This is a genomic window from Cryobacterium sp. MDB2-A-1, assembly GCF_004402675.1.
In the GTDB taxonomy this organism is placed as follows: Bacteria; Actinomycetota; Actinomycetes; order Actinomycetales; family Microbacteriaceae; genus Cryobacterium; species Cryobacterium glucosi.
The window spans coordinates 18,754-40,948 of the sequence record NZ_SOFK01000025.1; the positions used below are offsets into that span (position 1 = coordinate 18,754).

General features: G+C 69.6%; 17 protein-coding genes and 1 pseudogene. 11 read left to right on the plus strand and 7 right to left on the minus strand.

Annotation, left to right across the window (positions count from 1 at the left end; genetic code table 11):
• Positions 1–126 precede the first annotated feature (126 nt).
• From E3O39_RS08240 to E3O39_RS08275, 8 genes are all read left to right on the plus strand, one after another.
• Positions 127–1,752: an MFS transporter gene (locus E3O39_RS08240; protein WP_134449314.1), complete on the plus strand. Its 1,626-nt coding sequence runs from the start codon at positions 127–129 to the stop codon at positions 1,750–1,752.
• 122 nt (positions 1,753–1,874) lie between these two features.
• Positions 1,875–2,252: an SHOCT domain-containing protein gene (locus E3O39_RS08245; RefSeq protein ID WP_134449315.1), complete on the plus strand. Its 378-nt coding sequence runs from the start codon at positions 1,875–1,877 to the stop codon at positions 2,250–2,252.
• Positions 2,253–2,307: 55 nt separating this feature from the next.
• On the plus strand, positions 2,308–3,777 hold the full coding sequence (locus E3O39_RS08250; RefSeq protein WP_134449316.1) for a DUF2252 domain-containing protein: 1,470 nt from the start codon (positions 2,308–2,310) through the stop codon (positions 3,775–3,777).
• Positions 3,778–3,906: 129 nt separating this feature from the next.
• Positions 3,907–4,884, plus strand: coding sequence for a sugar ABC transporter substrate-binding protein (locus tag E3O39_RS08255; RefSeq protein ID WP_134449317.1), 978 nt, complete (start codon positions 3,907–3,909; stop codon positions 4,882–4,884).
• Entirely contained in the window at positions 4,881–5,867 is a 987-nt protein-coding gene (locus E3O39_RS08260; protein WP_134449318.1) for an ABC transporter permease, read from the plus strand. Before E3O39_RS08255 ends, E3O39_RS08260 begins: the two co-directional genes overlap by 4 nt.
• On the plus strand, positions 5,864–6,715 hold the full coding sequence (locus tag E3O39_RS08265) for an ATP-binding cassette domain-containing protein (protein ID WP_134449319.1): 852 nt from the start codon (positions 5,864–5,866) through the stop codon (positions 6,713–6,715). The genes E3O39_RS08260 and E3O39_RS08265 overlap by 4 nt, the downstream gene beginning before the upstream one ends.
• A gap of 97 nt (positions 6,716–6,812) precedes the next feature.
• Positions 6,813–10,778, plus strand: a complete 3,966-nt coding sequence (locus E3O39_RS08270) for a Pls/PosA family non-ribosomal peptide synthetase (protein ID WP_134449320.1) — start codon at positions 6,813–6,815, stop codon at positions 10,776–10,778.
• Entirely contained in the window at positions 10,751–12,184 is a 1,434-nt protein-coding gene (locus E3O39_RS08275) for a M1 family metallopeptidase (protein WP_241985020.1), read from the plus strand. Before E3O39_RS08270 ends, E3O39_RS08275 begins: the two co-directional genes overlap by 28 nt.
• Here the strand turns inward: E3O39_RS08275 and E3O39_RS08280 are convergent.
• On the minus strand, positions 12,141–12,836 hold the full coding sequence (locus tag E3O39_RS08280; RefSeq protein ID WP_134449321.1) for a 4'-phosphopantetheinyl transferase superfamily protein: 696 nt from the start codon (positions 12,834–12,836) through the stop codon (positions 12,141–12,143). The genes E3O39_RS08275 and E3O39_RS08280 overlap by 44 nt on opposite strands.
• Positions 12,837–12,899: 63 nt before the next feature.
• Between E3O39_RS08280 and E3O39_RS08285 the strand changes: the two are divergent.
• A pseudogene (locus E3O39_RS08285) lies at positions 12,900–13,916 on the plus strand (magnesium and cobalt transport protein CorA).
• 59 nt (positions 13,917–13,975) lie between these two features.
• Here E3O39_RS08285 and E3O39_RS08290 read toward each other — a convergent pair.
• From E3O39_RS08290 to E3O39_RS08300, 3 genes are read right to left on the minus strand one after another with little or no spacing between them, the layout of a single operon-like run.
• Positions 13,976–14,917 (minus strand): RimK family alpha-L-glutamate ligase, encoded by a 942-nt coding sequence (locus E3O39_RS08290; RefSeq protein WP_134449322.1) that lies wholly within the window; start codon positions 14,915–14,917, stop codon positions 13,976–13,978.
• A complete protein-coding gene (locus tag E3O39_RS19840) occupies positions 14,910–15,260 on the minus strand; it encodes an N-acetyltransferase (RefSeq protein ID WP_134449323.1) in 351 nt (116 codons plus the stop codon). The genes E3O39_RS08290 and E3O39_RS19840 overlap by 8 nt, the downstream gene beginning before the upstream one ends.
• Before the next feature lie 33 nt (positions 15,261–15,293).
• Positions 15,294–16,286, minus strand: coding sequence for an adenosine deaminase (locus tag E3O39_RS08300; RefSeq protein ID WP_134449324.1), 993 nt, complete (start codon positions 16,284–16,286; stop codon positions 15,294–15,296).
• 197 nt (positions 16,287–16,483) lie between these two features.
• Here E3O39_RS08300 and E3O39_RS08305 point away from each other — a divergent pair, with 197 nt between their 5' ends.
• Together E3O39_RS08305 and E3O39_RS19470 are read left to right on the plus strand one after the other, a co-directional pair.
• Entirely contained in the window at positions 16,484–20,272 is a 3,789-nt protein-coding gene (locus E3O39_RS08305; protein ID WP_134449325.1) for an AAA family ATPase, read from the plus strand.
• 46 nt (positions 20,273–20,318) lie between these two features.
• Positions 20,319–20,600, plus strand: coding sequence for a hypothetical protein (locus E3O39_RS19470; protein WP_241975231.1), 282 nt, complete (start codon positions 20,319–20,321; stop codon positions 20,598–20,600).
• Positions 20,601–20,665: 65 nt separating this feature from the next.
• Here the strand turns inward: E3O39_RS19470 and mscL are convergent, their stop codons facing one another.
• The 3 genes from mscL to E3O39_RS08325 form a co-directional block, all read right to left on the minus strand.
• Positions 20,666–21,100 (minus strand): large conductance mechanosensitive channel protein MscL, encoded by a 435-nt coding sequence (mscL, locus tag E3O39_RS08315; RefSeq protein WP_134449326.1) that lies wholly within the window; start codon positions 21,098–21,100, stop codon positions 20,666–20,668.
• A 10-nt stretch (positions 21,101–21,110) separates the two neighbouring features.
• Positions 21,111–21,542 carry an FmdB family zinc ribbon protein gene (locus tag E3O39_RS08320; RefSeq protein ID WP_134449327.1) on the minus strand — a complete coding sequence of 144 codons (432 nt, stop codon included), beginning with the start codon at positions 21,540–21,542 and terminating at the stop codon, positions 21,111–21,113.
• 74 nt (positions 21,543–21,616) lie between these two features.
• Entirely contained in the window at positions 21,617–22,195 is a 579-nt protein-coding gene (locus E3O39_RS08325; RefSeq protein ID WP_134449328.1) for a 5-formyltetrahydrofolate cyclo-ligase, read from the minus strand.

The window sequence follows — 22,195 nt, forward strand, 5'->3', positions numbered from 1 at the left end:
ACGCGGCGGCCGATCGATCCTCTTTCGCGTGGTTCGGAGCGATGTCATACTCGCCTCGAACGGGGGTGCCGGAAACCGGCCGGATGAGGGGGCCAGCGGCGTTCGCGTCGGATTGCGGGTGACTCGATGAGTAAGTGGACGGCAATCGCGGTCCTCGGCAGTGCGCAGTTCGTCATGGTGCTCGACAGCACCGTCATGAACGTGTCGATCTCGACGGTTGTCACAGACCTGGACACCACGGTCGCAGCGATGCAGAGCGCGATCACGTTCTACACCCTCACGATGGCGGCGGTCATGCTGCTCGGCGCAAAGCTCGGCGACATCTGGGGCCGGCGGCGCGCGTTCGTGATCGGTGCGGTCGTCTACTCGTGCGGTTCCCTGTTGACGGCACTGAGCCCGAATTTCGCGGTGCTCTTCCTCGGCTGGTCGGTCATCGAAGGACTCGGCGCCGTGCTGGTGATCCCGGCCATCGCAGCTCTCGTCGCGGAGAACTACCGGGACAGGGACCGCGTGACCGCGTACGCGATCATCGGTGCCGTGTCCGGGGCCGCGGTCGCGGCCGGCCCCCTGATCGGAGGCTACGTCACGACCTACCTGAACTGGCGCTACGTCTTCGTGTCCGAGGTCGTGATCATGATCGGCGTCGTCCTCACGGCGCGCCTCATCTCCGACAGCAGCAGGCCGAGCAGCACCCGAATCGACGTCCCGAGCGTCCTGCTCTCGGCGGCGGGCCTCGTCCTCGTCGTCTACGGGATGCTGCAGAGCAAGACCTGGGGGTGGATCCTCCCGAAACAGGCTCCCGAGATCAACGGGAGCCCGATCGAGCCCCTGGGCCTGTCCCTCGTGCCCTACCTGATCCTGCTGGGCGTCTTCCTCCTCTGGCTGTTCACCGGTCGCCAACGGCGACTGGCCGAGACGGGCCGCGCCCCGCTCCTCGACGTCGGGATGTTCTCGATCACGCAGCTCCGGTCCGGGCTCTCCGTGCTCGGTGCGCAGTACGCGTTCACGGCCGGGGTGTTCTTCATGATCCCGATCTACCTGCAGATGACCCTGGGGCTCAACGCGCTGGAAACCGGGCTGAAGATCTTCCCGCTGTCGATCGCGCTCATCCTCTTTTCCGTGGTGGGCACCCGGTTGTCGACATTGTGGTCACCGCGCCGGATCGTGCGCGTCGGTCAGGTCGTCCTGGTGGGAAGCGCCGTATGCCTGCTCGGTTCCGTCTCCCTGGACCTGAAGAGCGTCGTGTTCGGCGTCGGGATGTTCACCGCGGGAGCTGCACTCGGGCTTCTCGCCTCGCAACTCGGAAACGTGAACATGTCCAGTGTCGGCGAGGAGAGGACGAGCGAGGTCGGCGGGCTTCAGGGCGTCTTCCAGAACCTCGGCTCGTCGCTCGGTACCGCTTTGATCGGATCGGTGCTGATCGCGTCGCTCTCGTCCTCGTTCCTGAGCTCCGTAGAGAGCAGCAGCCTTCCCGACTCCGTGAAATCCGCGGTCAGCACGCAGACAGAGGCCGGTGTCGCCATCGTTCCCGTCTCGAGTGTGGCCGGCATCGCGACGGACGCGGGACTGTCGAGCTCCGACAGTGCCGAGTTGACCAGGATCTACAGCGAATCACAGGTGTCCTCCCTGCGGGTGTCCTTCTTCGCGCTGGTCCTCTTCGCCCTCGGATCCCTGTTGTTCTCCAGGAACATTCCGAACCAGGCCGTCGAGAGGCGTCAGGGGAAGACCCGGGAGGCGCGGCAATCGCCGTGACCGGGCCCATTCCCGGCGGTGCCATTCCAGGCAGTGCCCATTCCAGAAACGGCCGAACGACAGTATTTTGTCAGCGACGAGGGCATCACACGGGTGTCCCGGTATCCGAGGGAAGACGGCTCATGGATAGTTTCTGGAACTTTGTCGGGTTCTTCTTCTGGTCCTTCGTCTTCCTCGCTTACCTGATGGTGCTCGTGACCGTCATCGGGGACCTGTTCAGCGACCATCAGGTCAGCGGCGGGGTCAAGGCCATCTGGATGGTTTTCCTAGTCTTCCTGCCCTTCCTCACCGCCCTCGTCTACCTGATCGCGCGGGGTTCCGGGATGTCCGAGCGCCAGGAGCAGCGCAGGAACCAGTACCGGGGCCAGACGGATCAGTACATCAAGACCGTTGCGGGTTCGTCGCCGTCCACGGAAATCGCGGACGCGAAGAAGCTGCTCGACTCCGGCGTCATCACCCAGGCCGAATACGAGCGGCTCAAGGCCCGCGCGCTGGGCTAGTCCTGCCCGGGGAGAAAACGACAGAAGAAAACGACAGAGAGGTCGTCAAGCATGGATGTCGTCCACCATGTATGAGGACAGGGCCGCGCTCGACAATGTCGTCGAGCACGCGACCGTGGGGGAGCGCAAGGCCAGGGGCAAGCGGGCCAGGGAGCAGACTCCCCGCGCCAGTCACTCGGGTTGGTCGCCGGCCGCGGACAGACCGGACCCGGTGGCGCTGCTCGAGGAACAGAACCTCACCAGGGAGCAGGACCTCGTGCCGGTCCGGCACGGCCGCATGCTGGTATCGCCGTTCACGTTCTACCGCGGCGCGGCCAGGATCATGGCCGCCGACCTCAAGGACACCCCGAGGTCCGGGCTGATCGTCCAGCTCTGCGGTGACGCCCACCTGTCCAATTTCGGCCTGTTCGCCTCGCCGGAGCGTGCCCTGCTCTTCGACCTGAACGACTTCGACGAAACCCTGCCCGGCCCGTTCGAATACGACGTCCAGCGGATGTGCGCGAGTTTCACGATCGCGGCGCGCAACAACAGGTTCACGAACTCCCAGGTCCACGACGTGACGCTCGCCTCGGTGCGGGCGTATCGCGAGGCGATGGCGGAATTCGCGAAGATGGGCACGATGGACGTCTGGTACGCCCGCATGACCGAGGAGACCGTCATGGCGACCCTCCAGGTGGCCGCGGGCAAAAAGAAAGGAGACCGGACGGAGCGCAAGGCTGCGGTGAACGCCGAGAAGAGGACCAGGGCGCTCGCCGACAAGGCCCGCACCCGTGACAGCCTGCAGGCGCTGTCGAAGCTCGCAGAGTTCGTTGACGGGGACTACCGGATCATCAGCCAGCCGCCGATCGTCATCCCTGTCCGGGAGCTGACGACGACGACGGGACTGTCGCCCGACGAGATCGAGGAATCGGTCCGGACGGCGTTCCGCTCCTACCGCGCCAATCTCCAGGATGACCGCCGCCGGCTGCTCGAACGTTTCGAACTCGTCGACGTTGCCCGTAAAGTCGTGGGCGTCGGGAGCGTCGGCACGCGCGCCTACATAGCGCTGCTCCAGGGGCGTGACCAACAGGATCCACTCTTCCTCCAGGTCAAGGAGGCCAGGGCCTCGGTGCTCGAGGACCACCTCGACAGGAGCCGCTACGAACAACCCGGTGAGCGCGTCGTGCAGGGACAGCGGATGATGCAGGCCGCGAGCGACATCTACCTCGGTTGGACGAAAGGGGTGCAGGAGAACCGGTTCCTCTACTGGCGCCAGCTACGCGACATGAAGGGGTCCGTCGTCGTGGAGAACATGGTGCCGTTCGGCATGACCCTCTATGCCGGGCTCTGCGGCTGGACGCTCGCTCGCGCGCACGCACGCTCGGGTGACCCCGTCGCCATCGCCGCCTACCTCGGGAAGAGAGCTGAATTCGACACGGCGATCACTGATTTCTCGCTGCGCTATGCGGACCAGAACGACCGCGACTATGAGGCCTTCGCCGAGGCCGTCCGTTCCGGACGGCTGCCGTCTATCGCCGGCCTGTAGGAGGTCCTTTCCGAACCAGCCGCGCAGCGCTGCAGCCTAAGATTCAGGAGGGTCATCCTCAGCGGCGTCCCGCTCGCCTGCCGAACTCCGGCAGCTGGCTGACGACTGGCCTCGAAGGACGACCCACCGATGTTGCACAAAACCAGCCTGCTCGCCGGGCTCACCGCCCTGGTCCTGCTTCCGCTCGCCCTCACCGGATGCTCGACGAACGGGAGCACCGCGACCGGATCGGACGCGGCATCCGCCGGGAAGACGACCATCGCGGTGGTCACCCACGGAAACCCGGGCGACGCGTTCTGGGACGTGGTCAAGAGTGGCGCAGAGCAGGCAGGCACCGACCTCGGCGCGACCGTGACATACCAGGGCGACGGTGACCCCGTGCGTCAGAGCCAGCTGATCGATTCGGCCGTCGCGACGCATCCGGACGGACTGATCGTCTCGATGGCGAACCCCGACGGGGTCAAGGCGTCCGTCGAGAAGGCCGTGGCGGCCGGCATCCCGGTGATCACGATCAACTCGGGACTCGAGGAGTCCCTCGCCTTCGGCGCCCAGACCCACGTCGGCCAGAGCGAGTACGCCGCCGGACAGTCCGCGGGGGAGCGCCTCGCCAAGGCGGGAGCCACGAAGGTGATCTGCGTCATCCACGAGGCAGGCAACACGGGCCTCGAGGACCGCTGCCGGGGAGCCGCCGCCGGGCTCGGCAGCCCGGTCACGAACGTACAGGTCGACATCGCCAACCTCGCGGACGCCCAGAACACGATCAAGAGCACGCTCCTGGCCGACCCGACGATCGACGGTGTGCTCAGCCTGAACCCGGGCATCGCCGTCGCCGCGAGCCAGGCCATCACCGACGCGGGCAGCCACGCGCAGCTCGCGACCTTCGACGTGTCCAAAGACGTGACGACGCTCATCGAGGCCGGCTCGATCCTGTTCGCGGTCGACCAGCAGCCTTATTCCCAGGGCTACCTTCCGGTGGTCTTCCTCACCCTGCAGAAGCGCAACGGCGATGTCGTCGGCGGCGGCCAGCCGGTGTTCTCCGGCCCCGGGTTCGTCACGAAGGAGAACGCGGCGCAGGTCGCCACCTACGCGGCACACGGAACCCGATGACCGGGCTGCTCCGCCGCCCCGAGGTCGGGGCCTTCGTCGCCGCGTTCGGGATCTTCCTGTATTTCTCGATCTCGACATCCGCTTTTCTGACCCCGGCCGGCGTCGCAACCTGGCTGTATTCGTCGTCGCTGTTCGGGATCATGGCCGTCGCCGTGGCGCTCCTGATGATCGGCGGAGAGTTCGACCTCTCCGCGGGCGCGATGACGGGAACGACCGGCCTGATCGTCGGTATTGCGACGACGCAGTGGGGCCTGAACGTGTGGCTCGCCCTCGTGCTCGCGCTCGCCGCGGCCCTCCTCGTCGGGGCATTCAACGCGTGGCTCGTCACCTCGACCGGCCTGCCGAGTTTCATCGTGACCCTCGCAACCTTCTTCATCCTGCAGGGCCTGAACCTCGCCGTCACCAAACTGCTCACCGGGACCGTCGCGATCCAGGGCCTCGGGGCCGTCACGGGCTTCGACCAGGCCCGGGTGCTCTTCGGCTCCTCGTTCCCGCTGTTCGGCATGGACGTCAAGATCTCGATCGTCTGGTGGATCCTGCTGACCGCGCTCGCGACCTGGGTGCTGCTGCGCACCCGCTTCGGCAACTGGGTCTTCGCGGTCGGCGGCCAGGCCGCAAGCGCCCGCCAGGTCGGCGTGCCCGTGCGCCGGGTGAAGTTCGGGCTCTTCCTCACGACCGCGGGCGCCGCCTGGCTCGTCGGAATGCTCCAGCTCTTCGACGTGTCGACCGTGCAGGCGACGACGGGCATCGGCCAGGAATTCGTCTACATCATCTGCGCCGTCGTCGGCGGCTGCCTGCTCACCGGCGGGTTCGGCTCCGCGATCGGCGCGTCCCTCGGCGCCCTCATCTACGGCATGGCGCTCCAGGGCATCGTCTTCGCCCAGTGGGACAGCAACTGGCTCAAGGCCTTCCTCGGCGGCATGCTGCTGCTCGCGGTACTCGTCAACCTCTGGGTGCGCCGCCAGGCCGGTGAGCGCTCATGACCGCGGCGGAGCCCCTGGGCGCGGCGGAGCCTCTGGGCGCGGCGGCGGATGCCCGGACGCCTCTTCTCGAGGTCCGCGGTCTCGGCAAGAGCTACGGTTCGGTGCGTGCGCTGAGCGGGGTGACGGCCTCGATCGGAGCCGGCGAGGTGCTCTGCGTGCTCGGCGACAACGGCGCGGGCAAGTCCACACTGATCAAGGTCCTCGCCGGGGCACACGGGCACACCGAAGGCACCCTCCTCGCCCACGGCGTCGAACAACACTTCGGGAGCCCCCGTGACGCGCTCTCCCTCGGCATCGCGACGGTCTACCAGGACCTGGCCCTCGTGCCGCTGCTCCCGGTCTGGCGCAACTTCTTCCTCGGAACGGAGGAGACGGTCGGCCGCGGGCCGTTCCGCCGCCTCGCCGTCGCCAGGATGCGGGCGACCACCCGGGACAGCCTTGCGACCCTGGGCATCACCCTCCGCGACGTCGACCAGCCGATCGGCACCCTCTCCGGCGGGGAACGCCAGGCCGTCGCGATCGCCCGCGCCGTGCACTTCGGCGCGAAACTCGTCATCCTCGACGAACCGACGTCCGCGCTCGGCGTCACCCAGGCCGGCCTCGTGCTGCGGTACATCGCGCGGGCCAGGGACAGCGGCCTCGGCATCGTGTTCATCACGCACAACCCGCACCATGCCTGGGCCGTCGGGGATCGGTTCCTCGTGCTCAACCGCGGCACGAGCCTCGGCGAGTTCGCGCGCGACGGGATCACGGTCGACGAGCTCACGAGGCTGATGGCCGGCGGCGAGGAGCTCGACGCGCTCGGTCCTGTGCTCGGCCGACCGGCATCCGCTGGGGACGCCCGCTGACCGAGGTGCGGGCCGACACCCCGGCGTCACACGCCTGTTCTACACTGGGGAATCGTCGTGCGGTGTGCAGCACCGCGTCCCGATCCGAGGAGCGAGCGTGACCGAGACCCCCGTTCCGCAGGGCGCAACCCAGGCCGCAGCGCAGTCCGCCGCCCAGGCCGTGCTCGAGGCCGGATCGCGCACGGCGGAGGCGCGCACCCTCATCGACATCCTCTTCGCCACCGAAGCCAGGCACCCCAACGCCCTCGCGCTCGAAGACCAGTCCGGCACCGTCAGCTACCGCCAGCTCCGGCACCTCGTCGACGAGCAGGCCCTCGCCCTCAGCCAGGCCGGCGTGCGCCGCGGGGACACCGTCGGCATCCGCATCCCCTCCGGAACCCGCGAACTCTACGTGTCCATTCTCGCGACCCTGCGGGTCGGCGCCGCCTATGTCCCGGTCGACGCCGACGACCCAGAGGAACGCGCTCACCTGGTCTTCAGCGAGGCCCGCGTCGTCGGCGTAATCGGCCGCGGCGGCGTCTTCGAGTTCCGGCCGGCGGTGGACGACGTCATGCTCAGGCAGCGGATGCTGCCGCCCGAGGAAGACCTGACCCTCGCGCACACCCACCGCACCCTGCCCCGCGGCAGCGACGACGCCTGGGTCATCTTCACCTCCGGGTCGACGGGGGTGCCGAAGGGTGTCGCCGTCTCGCACCGCTCGGCGGCGGCGTTCGTCGACGCCGAGGCCGGCCTGTTCCTGCGCAATGACCCGATCGGCCCCGCCGACCGGGTGCTCGCGGGCCTGTCGGTCGCTTTCGACGCCTCCTGCGAGGAGATGTGGCTGGCCTGGCGGAACGGCGCCTGCCTCGTCTCCGCTCCCCGTTCGCTGGTGCGCAGCGGCGTCGACCTCGGCCCGTGGCTGATCGCGCACGGGATCACCATCGTGTCGACGGTGCCGACCCTCGCCGCCCTCTGGCCGGAGGAAGCCCTCGAACGGGTGCGCCTGCTCATCTTCGGCGGCGAAGCCTGCCCGCCCGAACTCGCCGACCGGTTGCAGGCCAGGGGCCGTGAGGTCTGGAACACCTACGGGCCGACCGAGGCGACCGTCGTCGCGTGCGCCGCGCTGCTCGACGGCAGCGCGCCGATCCGGATCGGCCTGCCCCTCGACGGCTGGGACCTCGCCGTCGTCGATTCCGCGGGCGCCCGCGTCGCCGAGGGCGAGACCGGGGAACTCATCATCGGGGGAGTGGGCCTCGCCCGCTACCTCGACCCGGCCAAGGACGCCGAGAAGTACGCCCCGCACGCTGGCCTCGGCTGGCCGCGCGCCTACCGGAGCGGCGACCTCGTGCGCTTCGAGGCGGCCGGCCTCGTCTTCGCCGGCCGCGCCGACGACCAGGTCAAGCTCGGCGGACGTCGCATCGAGCTCGGCGAGATCGAGGCAGCGCTGCGCACCCTGCCGGGCGTCGCCGGTGCCGCCGCTGTCGTGCAGCGCACCCCGGCCGGGAACCAGGTGCTCGTGGGCTACCTCGCACTCGTCGACGCGGCATCCGCCTTCGACCGCGGCCAGGCGACCGTGCGCCTGCGGGAGGAATTACCCGCCGCTCTCGTGCCGTTGCTCGCCGTCGTCGACGAGCTGCCCACGCGGGTCTCCGGCAAGGTCGACAAGGCCGCCCTGCCCTGGCCGCTCCCGGCGACGGGCGACGACACGGATGCCGGCCTGCTGTCTCCGACGGCGGCCTGGCTCGCCGAGAAGTGGGCTGCCATCCTCGGGTCCACCGTCGAGGGTCCGGACGCCGACTTCTTCGCACACGGCGGTGGCTCGCTCACGGCCGCCCAGTTCGTCTCCGCGCTCCGCGAACGCTACCCGGACACCCGGGTCAACGACATCTACGACCACCCCCGCATCGGCGCTCTCGCCGACGAACTCGACTCCCGCACCCCCGCCGTGGTGGCCGCGGCGCGCACCGTGCTTCCGGTCCCGTTCCGCAGCCAGCTCCTGCAGACCCTGCTCGGCATCCCGCTGCACGCGCTCGTCGGCGCCCGCTGGCTCGTCTACCTCGCGGCGGCGAACAACCTGCTCGCCGCGGGCGGCGCCACGTTCGCGCCGACCCTGTCCTGGTGGTGGATCCTCGCCGGATTCCTCGTCTTCGTCACCCCGCCCGGCAAGATGGCGCTCTCCGTTCTCGCGTCCCGGCTCCTCCTCCGCGGGGTGAAGCCGGGCGCCTACCCGCGGGCGGGGTCCGTGCACCTGCGGCTCTGGCTCGCCGAGCAGGTGTCCCTGCTCGTCGACGCCGTGAGCCTCGCCGGAGCGCCCTGGATCAGCTACTACGCCAGGGCCCTCGGCGCCCGCATCGAACCGGGCGTCGACCTGCACGCGCTCCCGCCCGTCACGGGGATGCTGTCCATCGGCGAGCGCGCCGCGATCGAACCAGAGAGCGACCTGTCCGGCTACTGGATCGACGGCGACGTGCTGCGCATCGGACGGGTGAAGATCGGCGCCGGCGCCACGATCGGCGCGCGCAGCACCCTCCTCGGCGGAGCGGTGATCGGCGAGGGCGCCGTGATCGAACCCGGCGCCGCCGTGTCCGGCCACGTGCCGGAGGGCGAACGCTGGGCCGGCTCGCCTGCCACCCGGGTCGGGGCCGCCCGCGGCGCCTGGCCGGCCGAACACCCGCCACGCGGCCGGCGCTGGCTTGCGGCATACGCCCTCGGCGCGCTCGGCATGACCGCGATGCCCGCGGTCGCGGTGATTCTCGCCGCCCTCCTCGTCGGCGCCGCGATTGGCGACGCCGGCACCCTGGGCCTCGCGCTCGGCCGGGCCGCGCTGATGATGCCGCTCGCCGTGGTGGTCGCCGGGCTCGTGTACGCGCTGCTCGTCGTGCTCGCCGTACGGGTGCTCGGCGTCGGGCTCCGCGAGGGCTACTACCCTGTGCGCAGTCGGTTCGGCTGGCAGGTCTGGATGACCGAGCGCATCCTCGACGGCGCGCGCACTCTGCTCTTCCCCGTCTACGCGAGCCTGCTCACCCCGGTGTGGTTGCGCCTGCTCGGCGCGAAGGTCGGCGCGGGCGTCGAGGCGTCGACCGTGCTGCTCATCCCCGCGCTCACCACGATCGCGCCCGCAGCGTTCCTCGCCGACGACACGATGGTCGCCTGTTACGAACTCGGCGGCGGCTGGATGCACATCGGGCCCGCCAAGGTGGGCCGCCGCGCCTTCCTCGGCAACAGCGGCATGGCCGGCGCCGGCCGCACGGTGCCGCGCAACGGACTCGTCGCCGTGCTCTCGTCCACGCCGCGCAAGGCCAAGCGCGGGTCCTCGTGGCTCGGCAACCCGCCAGAGCGGCTGCGGCGGCTCGTGACGGATGTCGACGAGGCGCGCACGTTCCAGCCGTCCGCCCGTCTCCGCACGGCCCGTGCCTTCTGGGAGGTGCTGCGGATCGTGCCGGTTGTCGTGACCGGGCTGATCGCCCTCGGCGTGCTCGCCGCGCTCGACGCCCTCTGGCTCGGCCTCGGTCTCGGCTGGGCGATCCTGCTCGGCGGGATCGTGCTCCTCGCGGCCGGTGCCGTCGCCGCGGTCGTGACGAGCCTCGCCAAGTGGGCGCTCGTCGGGCGGATCTCCGTGAGCGAGCATCCGCTCTGGTCATCGTTCATCTGGCGCAACGAGGTCTCGGACACCTTCGTCGAGATGGTCGCCCGGCCGTGGTTCGCGGCGAAGGCCGCCGGGACCCCCGCCCTGTCGATGTTCCTGCGCACGATCGGGGCCCGGGTGGGCCGCGGCGTCTGGTGCGAGACATACTGGCTGCCGGAAGCGGACCTCGTGGCCCTCGGCGACGGGGTCACCGTGAACCGGGGCTGCGTCGTGCAGACTCACCTGTTCCACGACCGGATCATGCAGCTGGACCGGGTCGCGCTCGCCGAGGGGGCCACCCTCGGACCGCACAGCGTGATCCTGCCCGCCGCATCGGTGGATGCCGGAGCGACGGTCGGCCCCGCGTCCCTCGTGATGCGCGGCGAGCGGGTGCCTGCCGGGTCGGTCTGGTCAGGAAACCCGATCTCGCCGTGGCACAGACTGCCGTGGACACCGTGAGCCCGCAGACCGGCGGGAAGAACGGCGCAGGCAAGGGCTCTGCCGGTTCGTCCGGCAAGGTCGCCCTCAACCTCCCGACGACGATCGGCGCCGGCACGGCCGGCGATCCCTACCTGATCGGCGCGGGCAACGGCGGCTACCGGGCGCTGCACTACGACCTCGACCTGGACTACCGGGTCGCGACCAACCAGTTGCGCGCGACCGCGACGATCACCCTCGTGGCGACGATGCGCCTGGACCGGTTCAGCCTCGACTTCGACGGGCTGAGCGTCGACCGGGTCACGGTCAACGGCGCCCGGCCGCGCAAGTTCGTGCACACCGGACGCAAGCTCGTGGTGACCCTGCTGACGACGATGGAAGCCGGGGAACGGTTCGAGATCGCCGTGCGGTATCGCGGGGCGCCGCATCCGCTGCGGAGTATCTGGGGAGAGGTCGGCTGGGAGGAACTGCTCGACGGAGTCCTCGTCGCGGGCCAGCCGTGCGGGGCCGCTTCGTGGTTCCCCTGCAACGACCACCCGAGCAACAAGGCGACGTACCGGATCGCGGTGAGCTGCGAGGCGCCGTACACCGTGGTCTCGAACGGCACGCTCACCGCGAAGTCGACCCGTTCCGGCCACACCAGGTGGACCTTCGAGGTCGTCGAACCGATGGCGACCTACCTCGCCTCCGTGATGATCGGCCGGTACCGTTCGAGCGTGCTGCCGCCGGTTGCGGCGGGCGGCCCGGCCCCGGTGCCGATCATGCTGCACTTCCCGTCGAACCTCGCGCACAACGTCGGCGTCGACTTCGGCAGGCTCGGCGAGATGGTCTCGGTGTTCAGCACGACCTTCGGCCCCTACCCGTTCCCGGGGTACTCGGTCGTCGTGACGGATGACGTGCTCGAGATCCCGCTCGAGGCGCACGGCCTCGCCGTGTTCGGCCGCAATCACGTCGACGGCAACCATGGCAGCGACCGCCTGATCGCCCACGAGCTCGCGCACCAGTGGTTCGGCAACAGCCTCACCGCCGCCGCGTGGCGCGACATCTGGCTGCAGGAGGGTTTCGCCTGCTACGCGGAATGGATCTGGGGCGAACACGCCGGCGGACGCACCGCGGAGCAGAGCGCGGTGTTCCACCGCGGCAGGCTCGAGGCGCAACCGCAGGACCTCCTCGTCGGCGATCCCGGCCCGCACAACATGTTCGACGACCGGGTCTACAAGCGCGGTGCGCTCGCCCTGCACGCCGTGCGGCGCTCCCTCGGCGACGCGGTGTTCTTCGACACCCTGCGCGCCTGGACCCGCGCGAACCGGCACGGCCTCGTCTCGACGGATGCCTTTGTCGAGTTCGTCTCCATCCACACCGGGAGCGAGGAAATCCGCCGCATCATCGACCGCTGGATCTACCGGACCGCCCTCCCCAAGCTCTGACGTCGGGGGAGGCGAGCAGTCGGAGGGCCGGCTGAGACGCGGGGCCGGTTCCGGGACGGGCGAGCACGGCGACCCGGCCGACGAGCCCGAGGCCCGCGCCGGGGTCGAAGCTCGCGAGGAGGATGTCGGCCAGGGCGACGCCGGCGCCGGGCCAGGAGGCGAGCGCCGGGCCGAACCCGGCCGTTGGGGCGGGGGCGAGGGTGAGGTCGCGCGGATCGACGCGGAGGCCGTCGCCGGTCGACTTCAGGATCGCCTCCTTCGCACACCAGATCCCGGCGAGGTCTGCGGCGTTCGCCGCCCGCTCGCGAGGAGACAGGGCGACGTCGGCGAGGGGGGAGCGGGCGACGGCGTCCACGCTTTCGATGTCGACGCCGACGGGCCCGGCGAAGCTCACCGCGACGGCGACGTGGCCGGACGCCCGGCTGAGGCTGAGGTGAACGGTCGGGTGCGGCGCAGACCCGGATGTCACGGCCGCGAGGGAGGGCACCCCGTGCTCGGCGCTCCCGCAGTGCGGGCAGCGGCGACAGACCCGCACGCTCGCGGGATCGAGGCCGAGCGCCCACGCGGCGGCCGCCGCCAGCAGGGCTCGGTCGGCGGCATCCGTTGGTGAACGCGGCGCGACCATGACGATCACCTCGCCGATGGATTCCATGCACCAAGTGTGGCCGAACCCACGGCCGGTGGCACACTGGTAGCTGCACTCGAGGAGCACGACATGACACTGATTGACAACGCGGTCTACGTGGACGGTCGACGCCTCGCGACGCCCGCCTCCCTCGATGAGACCTATGCGACTCTGACCGAATGCGGCGGCTTCGCCTGGATCGGGATGTACCGGCCAGAAGAGGCTGAGCTGCGCTCCATCGCCGCGGAGTTCAACCTGCACCACCTGTCGGTCGAGGACGCGCTCAAGGGACACCAGCGTTCCAAGCTCGAACGGTTCGACGACATCCTCTTCGTGGTGCTCCGCCCGGCCCGGTACATCGACGCCGAGGAGCGGGTCGAATTCGGCGAACTGCACGTCTTCGTCGGGCCCGATTTCGTCGTGACCATCCGCCACGCCGAATCCCCGGACCTCGCGAAAGTGCGCGCACGGATGGAGTCGACGCCGAGGCTCCTGGCCCTCGGCCCTGAGGCGGTGCTCTACGCGATCTTCGACCAGCTCGTCGACGAATAAGCGCCCGTGATCGCCGGCCTCGAGAACGACATCGACGAGATCGAGGACGAGATCTTCGACGGCGACCCCGAGGTCGCCCGGCGCATCTACGACCTGTCCCGCGAGGTGATCGAGTTCCAGCGGGCGACCCAGCCGCTTATCGGCATGCTCGAGGCCCTCAAGCGCGGCTTCGCGAAGTACAACGTCGAGGTCGAGCTGCACCACCACCTCGACGACGTGCTCGACCACGTGCTGCGGATCAACGAGCGCGGCTCGGCCTTCCGGCAGATCCTCGACAACGCGCTGATCGTGCACTCGACCCTCGTCACCCAGCGCCAGAACGACGAGACCCGGCGCCTCTCGGAGACGGGCCTGGCCCAGAGCGAAGAGGTCAAGAAGATCTCGAGCTGGGCGGCGATCCTGTTCGCTCCGACCCTCGTCGGAACCGTGTACGGGATGAACTTCGAGAACATGCCGGAGCTGCACTGGGAGTACGGCTACCCCTATGCCCTCGGGCTGATGGTCGCGGGCGGCTTCGTGCTCTGGCGCGTCTTCAAGAAGAACAACTGGCTGTAGCCGCTTCGGGCGCCCGCCGCGCAGATCAGAACCGATCGCCTGAGGCCTGAAGCGCAGGGTCAGGCCGGGACGCTCGCCGTCAGCAACCCGCCGAGGAACCGGGCGATCGCCCGGGCAGCCGGCAGCGGGGCGCTGGCCTCGACGGCGGGGTTGTAGTTCGTGTTCGTGTTGACGTCGTAGGTGACCCGGCGGCCGTCGGCGGTCTCGATGAACTCGATGCCGGCGATCTCGATGCCGTGGTCGGCGAGGAAGGCCTCGTACCGGGCGATCAGTGGGTCGCTGTCGAAGCCCTTGCGCAGGGCGAACGGCTCGACCGGTGCCGCGTCGTTTCCCGGGTCGATGACACACGCGTCTGCCGGACACAGTTCGAAACTACCCGCCGAGATGTCGACCCGGACCGCGTAGACGTAACGCCCGCCGACGAACTCGACCCGGGTGATGAAGGGCCGTTCCGCGGGCAGGTATTCCTGGAGCAGGGTGATGCCGTCGGCCGGCTCCTCGAAGAGCGGCGAGGCCAGGTAGGCGTCGAACTCCTCGAACGAGTCGAAGCGCCGCACGCCGAGTCCTTTGCCGCCCTGGTTGTGCTTCGTGATGAACGGCGTCGCGAATTCGCGGGAGCGCTCACGCAGGTCGTCACGACCGAACACGGCAACGGTCTTCGGAACGTCAAAGCCCGCCGCGCGCAGGGCGCGGTGTTGCTGCACCTTGCTCACCTCGAAGTTGATCGTGTCCCCGCCGTTGACGACGCGGCGTCCGGAGTCTTCGAGCCAGCGGAGATAGGCCCGGGTGTAGTCCTTCGAGTGCACGTTTCCGCGGCTGTGCGCCGAGGCGCTCATCCGCGACCAGTACACGCCCGGTGCGGGTTCGGCGTCGAGATCGATGGAGCCGCGGGTCAGCAGGACCTCCTCCGCAGCGACGCCTTCTGCGGCGAAGGCCGCGGTGAACGGCGGCAGCCAGTCGGGGTTCTCGTGGAGGATGTACACGCGCGGCAGCTCAGTCATCACTCCAGCGTACGAACACGGCAGAGGCCGCGCGACCAGGGTCGTCTCCGCGGCAGGTCGTGACGGTGCGTGACGGTGCGTGACGGTGCGTGACCGGCGAGCACCGCGCTCGGGGACCCGGACAACCACCGTGCCGAGCACGAGCCAGCCGACTCGGACATCCAGTTGTTCGTCTCGCTGCTGTCGGGATCGCACGGTCCTGCAGGCGGTGAAAACCGGCACGGAGGCGCTGGGCACGCTCGTTGAGGGATCCGGTGTCGAGCACGACGGCGGAGACGCCCCAGGCGCGGGCCTCGTCGATCGCGGCACGGACGAGGGCCTCACCGGTCCCGGCGCCCTGCACCTCAGGGGCCCTAGCCCTCGTTCGCGGTGCCGGTCACGCCTGGGCAGCGCGCCAGGCGTCGACGTCCGCGCCGAGCGCGGCCTTCTCCGCCGGATCGAGGAACGAAGCTTCGATCCCGTTCCGGGCGAGGAGGGCGAGCCGGTCAGGCCCGAGTCCGAACTCGGCGTCGAGCGCCGCGAGGTTGTCGTCGATGTACCCGCCGAAGTACGCGGGGTCGTCCGAGTTGACCGTCGCGAGCAGGCCGAGGTCGAGCATCCGCACGATGGGGTGGTCGGCGAGCGTGTCGATCGCACGCAGCCGCACGTTCGAGAACGGGCAGACCGTGAGCGGCACCCGATCGCGCACGAGCCGTTCGACGAGCGCGGGATCCTCGAGGCTGCGGATGCCGTGGTCGATCCGCTCCACCCCGAGCCGGTCGAGCGCGCTCCAGACGTACTCGGGCGGGCCCTCCTCGCCGGCGTGCGCGACCCGGCGCAGCCCGTTCGCCGCGGCGAGCGCGAAGACCTCCTCGAACAGTTCCGGAGGGTAGCCGACCTCCGCGGAGTCGAGTCCGACACCGTCGATCGTGTACCCGCTCGCGAGAATCTCGCGGAGGATCTGCAGGGCCTCGTTCGCGGGCCGGTCGCGCAGGAACGTCACGATCAGTTTCGTCGAGATGCCGAAGTCCGGGACCGAGGTGCCGAGGGCATCCGCCACCCCGCCGAGCGCGGTCAGCAACGGGATGCCGCGGCTCGTGTGCGCCTGCGGGTCGAAGAAGATCTCGGCGTGCCGCACCCCCGCGTCAGCGGCCCGGCTGAGGTAGGCCCGGGTCAGGTCCGTGAAGTCGGCGGCTTGGCGCAGGACGTCGAGGTTGTGGTAGTACAGATTGAGGAAGGATTGCAGATCGGTGAACTCGTATTGCGCCCGCAACTCCGCCAGGGTCGCGAAAGGCAGGACGACGGCATTGCGTTCGGCCAGCTCGAAGATGAGCTCCGGTTCGAGAGTGCCCTCGATGTGCAGGTGGAGTTCGACCAGGGGGAGTTTCATTTCCCCATTCTCGCAAGCCCGGTCGGCTCCGAATCACCAGTGGTGTCCTCCTTCAGCGCACCGGCCGCAGCGCCCGCCAGCGCACGGTCCAGCACGACGGTCGGCAAACACGACAAATCCGCGGGTTTTCCCGCGAATCCCCACGAAACCCGGGGAGCCTGCGGCCGAACGGTGTTTTCCGGACTTAGGGTGTCGGTGTGTGGCGCCTCGATAGAAAACAAGATGACGACGACATCCTGTCGACCAACCCGGATGCTCCGTCGGGTGAGCCGCGGAATGCGGTCTCCCCGCAGACCGTGAGCCTCGGGGATCCCTCGGTCGTCGCGGGAAACATCGCCGAGCCGGTCTGGAACCGCTGGCGCACCGAACTCGCCGAGATCGGCGGGCGCTCGCCTCTGTTGCACTTCGCCGACGAGCCGCGCACCCGCATCGAACTGAGCCAGGCCCACCCCGGCGGACTCCCGCAGTTCATCACCGGCAAGTCCACCCTGCTCTCCAACCTCATCCGCGACGAACTCGCGCTGCGCAACGCCCGCCTCGCGGCCGGCGAGATCACCCAGAAGGGCATCGAACTGCGCTCCATGCGCGGCATCGAATCGGTGCACCTGGGCATCGGCCTCGCCGAATGGCGCTTCGGTGACGTCGACTTCCTCGGCCCGGTGCTGCTCCGCCCGCTCGCGATCCGCCGCTACGGCCGCGACTTCGAGCTCAAGCTCAAGGGCCAGCCGTTCCTGAATCCCGAACTCGGCCGCGCGCTGCACGAGCAGTTCCAGATCACCCTCGACGCCGACGCCTTCGTCGCGCTCGCCGTGACCAACGGCGCCTTCAAACCGCAGCCCGTCATCGACCGCCTCCGCGGCCTCACCTCGCACCTGCCCTGGTTCAACGTCACCCCGCGCCTCGTCGCATCCTCCTTCGCCGACGTCGGCCGGGCCATGAAGGCGGATGCCGCGCACCTCGAGCATCCGCTGCTCGACGCGATCGCGGGGAACCCGAGCGCCCGACAGGCCATCGAGGGCGCATACAACCCCGTCGTGCCGATCGGCCAGGACTCCCGGCCGCCCGCGACCGACGTGCTGCTGCTCGACGCAGACCCCGAACAGGAGAACGTCGTCGCGCAGATCGCGGCAGGGAACTCCCTCGTCGTCAAGACCCTGCCCGGCACCGGAGGCACCCAGACGATCGTCAACGCGATCGGCTCCCTGATCTCCCAGCACAAGCGTGTCCTCGTCGTGAGCGCCCGCCGCTCGAGCCTCGACGGCATCAACCAGCGCCTCACCCAGGTCGGCCTCCCCGGCGTCGCCGTCACCCCACGGCTGCTGCGCCGCGACCTGATCGCCTCGATCACCCGCAACGAGAAGGCCGTCCAGCCGATGGTCGGCGACGTCGACGACGCCCTCGTGCGGCTCCGCAAGGTGCTGCTCGACTACCGCGGCGCCCTCACCCGGCGCGACCCTGCCCTCGGCGTCTCCGTACTCGACGCCCTCGGCGAACTCGCAAGGCTCGCCCAGCTGTCCTCCCCGCCGTCGACGACCGCCCGGCTCGAGCGGCACGCGCTCGAGCGCCTCGCCCAGAACCGGGCGACCGCGGCGCAGACGCTGATCAAGGCGGCCGCGCTCGGCCAGTTCCGTTACGGGCCAGGCGACTCGCCCTGGTACGGGGCGTCCTTCGCGGTGCCGGCCGAGGCATCCGCTGCCCACCAGCTCGCCAAGCGGGTCAACCAGGTCGAGCTGCCGCGCCTGCTCGAGCGTGCCGCCGGCCTCGTCGGCCAGACCCGGCTGCGGCCCTTCGAAACCATCGCAGAGCTCGGCGTGTACCTGCGGCTGCTGCTCGACATCCGCGACACCCTCGACAAGTTCCAGCCGGCCGTGTTCGACCGTTCGCTCACCGAGCTCATCTCGGCGACCTCCGCCCGCCGCGACTCTCCGGACATGACCGGCACCAGCCGCCGGCGCCTGCGCCGCCTCGCCGAGGAATACCTGCGGCCGGGCGTGCACGTCACCGACCTGAACGACAGCCTCCGCCGGATCCAGCAGCAGCGCACCCTCTGGCAGCGTTACGTCGTCGCCGGCGTCATGCCGGAGGTGCCCGTCGGGATCTCCGACGTCCACGTCGCCTTCCAGCGCGTCTCCGAGGACCTCGCGGCCCTCGACATTCCACTGCGCAACACCGGCACGAACCGGCAGCTCGCGATGCGCCCGGTCAAGGAACTGATCTACACGATCTCCGGCCTCGCCGCCGAGAGCGAGGTGCTCGCCAACCTGCACGAGCGCACCGCGCTGCTCGCAACGCTGCGCGAACACAACCTCGACCCCCTGATGACCGACCTCGCGAAGCGGCACGTCTCAGAGGAGAACGTCGCCAACGAACTCGAGCTCGCCTGGTGGCAGTCCGTGCTCGAGACCATGCTCGGTGCCGACAAGGCGCTCCTGAACGCGAACACCCAGGTGCTCGACCGGCTCGAGGCCGACTTCCGTCTCGTCGACGAGGCCCACGCGTCGACGACCGGGCAGCGCCTCGGCTGGCTCCTCGCCGAAACCTGGAAGATCGGCATCGTCGACTGGCCCGAGGAGGCCGACCGCCTTCGCCGCCTGCTGCGCGCCGACCGCGCGACCCCGTCCCGCCTGAACAAGGCGGCCCCGCACCTCGGCCGCGTGCTCGCCCCGGTCTGGCTCGCCTCGCCGTACGAGGTCTCCAAGCTCGACGACCAGCACTTCGACGCCGTGCTCCTCGTCGACGCCGGCGCGACGACCCTCGCCGAGAACGTCGGCGCCATCCGTCGCGGCAAGCAGATCGTGGCCTTCGGCGACCCCGTCACCCAGACGCCGTCGCCGTTCGAGACCGGCATCACGGATGCCGGCGGCGGTACGAACGCCAACGCGCGCGTCAGCCGCGTCAGCCTCGCAGACCGCGCAGAGCGCGAAACCAACGTCGACGCCCTGCACGCGGACTCCGCCCTCGCCCGCCTCGGCGAACTGCTGCCCACCCTCACCCTGACCCGCAGTTACCGGGCCGGCGGCGAAGACCTCACCGAACTCGTCAACCACCGCTTCTACGGTGGCCGCATCGACTCCCTCCCGTGGGCAGGCAGCTACCTCGGTCACGGCAGCCTCACCCTGAACTACGTCGCGGGCGGCCATGGCATGCCCGACGCCGACAGCGGAGCCGTCGAGAGCGTCGACGCCGAGGTCACGAAGGTCGTCGACCTCGTGCTCGACCACGCCGTCAAGCGCCCGCGCGAATCGCTCATGGTGATCACCGCGAGCGCACGCCACGCCGTTCGCGTGCACCAGGCGGTGCTTTCCGCCTTCTCCAAGCGCACAGACCTGGCCGACTTCATCCTCAAGGACCGGGCCGAACCGTTCACCGTGCTCACCCTCGAACAGGCCGTCGCGCAGAGCCGCGACCGGGTGATCTTCTCGATCGGCTACGGCCGCACCCCGCACGGACGCCTGCTGACCAACTTCGGCTCGCTCGGCGAACCCGGCGGCGACCGCCTGCTCGCGATCGGCATGACCCGGGCCCGCCGCGCCATGGACATCGTCTCCTGCTTCCGCCCCGCCGACATCGACGAGGACCGCCAGCGCCACGGCATCCTCGCCCTCGCCCAGGTGCTCACCGAGACCGAAGCCAGGCACAACGAGGCGCAGGTTCCCGATGCCACCGAGCCGATGCTCGTCGACCTCGCCCAGCGCCTCGAACGCCTCGGCGTCACCGTGACGCTCGGCCATCGCGGCAAGCTCGCCCTCGCGGGCTCGCACGCCGGTCGAGCCGTCGTCGTCGAAACGGATGCCGTCGTAGACCGGGCGAGCCTGCGCGAGTCGCTGAGGCTCCGTCCAGAGGTGCTGCGGCGACTCGGCTGGCACTACCTGCGGGTGCACTCCTTCGAACTGTTCAGCAACCCGGACGCCGTCGCCACCCGCGTCGCCGGCCTCGTCGGCGTCACACCCCCCACGCCGCCGGCAGCGCAGTACCCGCACGCGTGAGCCGCCGCGCCTTCGAGACGGCTGTGTTCCCGGGGAAAGACGCTTTATGAAAGACACCGACGACTGGGTCGAGACCCCGGAGAGTGCCGCCGACCGGTCGCACGGACTCGACCCGGAGGATCCCGCGTCAGCGCCGCGCCAGTCCGTCGTGAAAGCCCGCGGCGGAGCCCGCCGGGCGCGACTGACGCCGGCGCCGGACACGGATCCGAACCCGCACCCGCCGGTCCTGCGCGAGGAGGGCGGCGTCGCACCGCACGTCGCCGGAACCGAGCCGTCACGGAGCGCGAACGAGGCCCAGTTGCGTCAGGACCGCCCGCCGCACTGGTGACCTGCGCCCGGCATCCGCCGTTGCGTACGCGCTTCCGACGCTACGGCAGGCACGCCGGAGGAGAGCTACCTCGGGGACGGGCCGGTGTCGGGCTTGGCGGCGTCCGCGGCGAGGAGGTCGCGGATCTGGGTGAGCAGGTCGAGCTCGGTCGCGGGGACGGTCGCGTCCTTCGGCGGCAGGCCTGCCGCACGGCGGCGCTCCTGCGCCTCCTTGAGCTTGTTGATCGGCATCACGAACACGAAATACACGACGGCTGCGATGAGCAGGAAGTTGATGATCGCCGCGAGCACGAGCCCGAAGGACAGGCTGCCGCCGCCGGGCAACGGGACATTCATCGATTTGGAGATGTCTTCCGCGTTGAAGATCGCCGCGATCAACGGGTTGAAGATCCCGGTGACGATGGCGGTGACGACGGACGTGAACGCCGCGCCGATGACGACCGCGACCGCGAGGTCGATCACGTTGCCGCGCATGATGAATTCTTTAAAGCCCTGGATCATGGGGCCCTCCTTAGGGTTTTGCGGACGGGGCCGCACTCGAAGTGGGGGTCGAACGTGATGCTGATGATACCGATGACGACGACGGGCCGGCGGATGCCCCGCCCGACTTCTCGGACGACGCGCCCGACTTCTTCCCCGACTTCTCGGCCTTCTTGGGCTTGTCAGAACCCTTGTCGGAGTGCGAACCCTTCTCGCCGTGCGACGCGGTGTCCGCGTGCGACTTGGCGTGCTTCTTCGGGTGCGCCTGCAGGGCCGCCTTCGCGTCCGAGCGGGAGTCATTCTGGTAGAAGCCCGAACCGGTGAAGCTCACGCCGATCGAGGAGAACACCTTGCGCAGCTTGCCGCCGCAGGTCGGGCAGACGGTCAGCGTGTCGTCGGTGAAGGCTTGCTGGATATCGAACGCGGTGTCGCACTCGGTGCAACGGTAGGAATAGGTAGGCACTGAAACTCCGGCTGTAGGAACCCGGCGCGCGCCGGGAACCCTGATTGAAATAGATGAACGTGAGGGTGGATGAGTTAGAAGGTGATGATGCGCGTGGGCGTGACCAGGCCGTCGACGGGCTGGTCGTGCACTTCACGCGGCACGGAGTCGACGTATTCGTTGTCGAAGACGACGGCGTAGACCGGAGGACATTTCTCCATCGACCCGAGGGTCTTGTCGTAGTAGCCGCGGCCCCAGCCCATCCGCAGCCCGGTCGTGTCGACGGCGGCCGCGGGGACGATGATCAGGTCGACGTCGTTGATCGCGATCGGCCCGAGCAGGCTGCCCGCGGGTTCTGGCATCCCGGAGACACCGGGGAATTCGGTCTGGTCCTCTCCGACGGTCCAGTCGAGCAGGCCGTCGTCCCGGGAGACCGGGAAGAGTACCCGGATGCCCTGGGCCTCGGCCCAGTTCACGAACGGCCGGGTATTGGGTTCGTTCCTGGCGGACAGGTAGCAGGAAATGGAGCGAGCGCTGAGGTCGACGACGATGCTCTGCAGGTTCGCGGTGAAGCCCGCCGTCGCGGCTTCCGTCTCGACCGAGGTCATGTTCTGCCGGCGCTCACGCAGTTCGGCGCGGAGCGCCCGCTTTCGGTGAACGGTCTCGGAGTCCAT

Coding starts and splice junctions, on each gene's coding strand:
- E3O39_RS08240 (WP_134449314.1), top strand. CDS start 127: ATGAGTAAGTGGACGGCAATCGCGGTCCTCGGCAGTGCGCAGTTCGTC.
- E3O39_RS08255 (WP_134449317.1), top strand. CDS start 3,907: ATGTTGCACAAAACCAGCCTGCTCGCCGGGCTCACCGCCCTGGTCCTG.
- E3O39_RS08245 (WP_134449315.1), top strand. CDS start 1,875: ATGGATAGTTTCTGGAACTTTGTCGGGTTCTTCTTCTGGTCCTTCGTC.
- mscL (WP_134449326.1), bottom strand. CDS start 21,100: ATGATCCAGGGCTTTAAAGAATTCATCATGCGCGGCAACGTGATCGAC.
- E3O39_RS19470 (WP_241975231.1), top strand. CDS start 20,319: ATGAAAGACACCGACGACTGGGTCGAGACCCCGGAGAGTGCCGCCGAC.
- E3O39_RS08325 (WP_134449328.1), bottom strand. CDS start 22,195: ATGGACTCCGAGACCGTTCACCGAAAGCGGGCGCTCCGCGCCGAACTG.
- E3O39_RS08265 (WP_134449319.1), top strand. CDS start 5,864: ATGACCGCGGCGGAGCCCCTGGGCGCGGCGGAGCCTCTGGGCGCGGCG.
- E3O39_RS08300 (WP_134449324.1), bottom strand. CDS start 16,286: ATGAAACTCCCCCTGGTCGAACTCCACCTGCACATCGAGGGCACTCTC.
- E3O39_RS08260 (WP_134449318.1), top strand. CDS start 4,881: ATGACCGGGCTGCTCCGCCGCCCCGAGGTCGGGGCCTTCGTCGCCGCG.
- E3O39_RS08280 (WP_134449321.1), bottom strand. CDS start 12,836: ATGGAATCCATCGGCGAGGTGATCGTCATGGTCGCGCCGCGTTCACCA.
- E3O39_RS08250 (WP_134449316.1), top strand. CDS start 2,308: ATGTCGTCCACCATGTATGAGGACAGGGCCGCGCTCGACAATGTCGTC.
- E3O39_RS08290 (WP_134449322.1), bottom strand. CDS start 14,917: ATGACTGAGCTGCCGCGCGTGTACATCCTCCACGAGAACCCCGACTGG.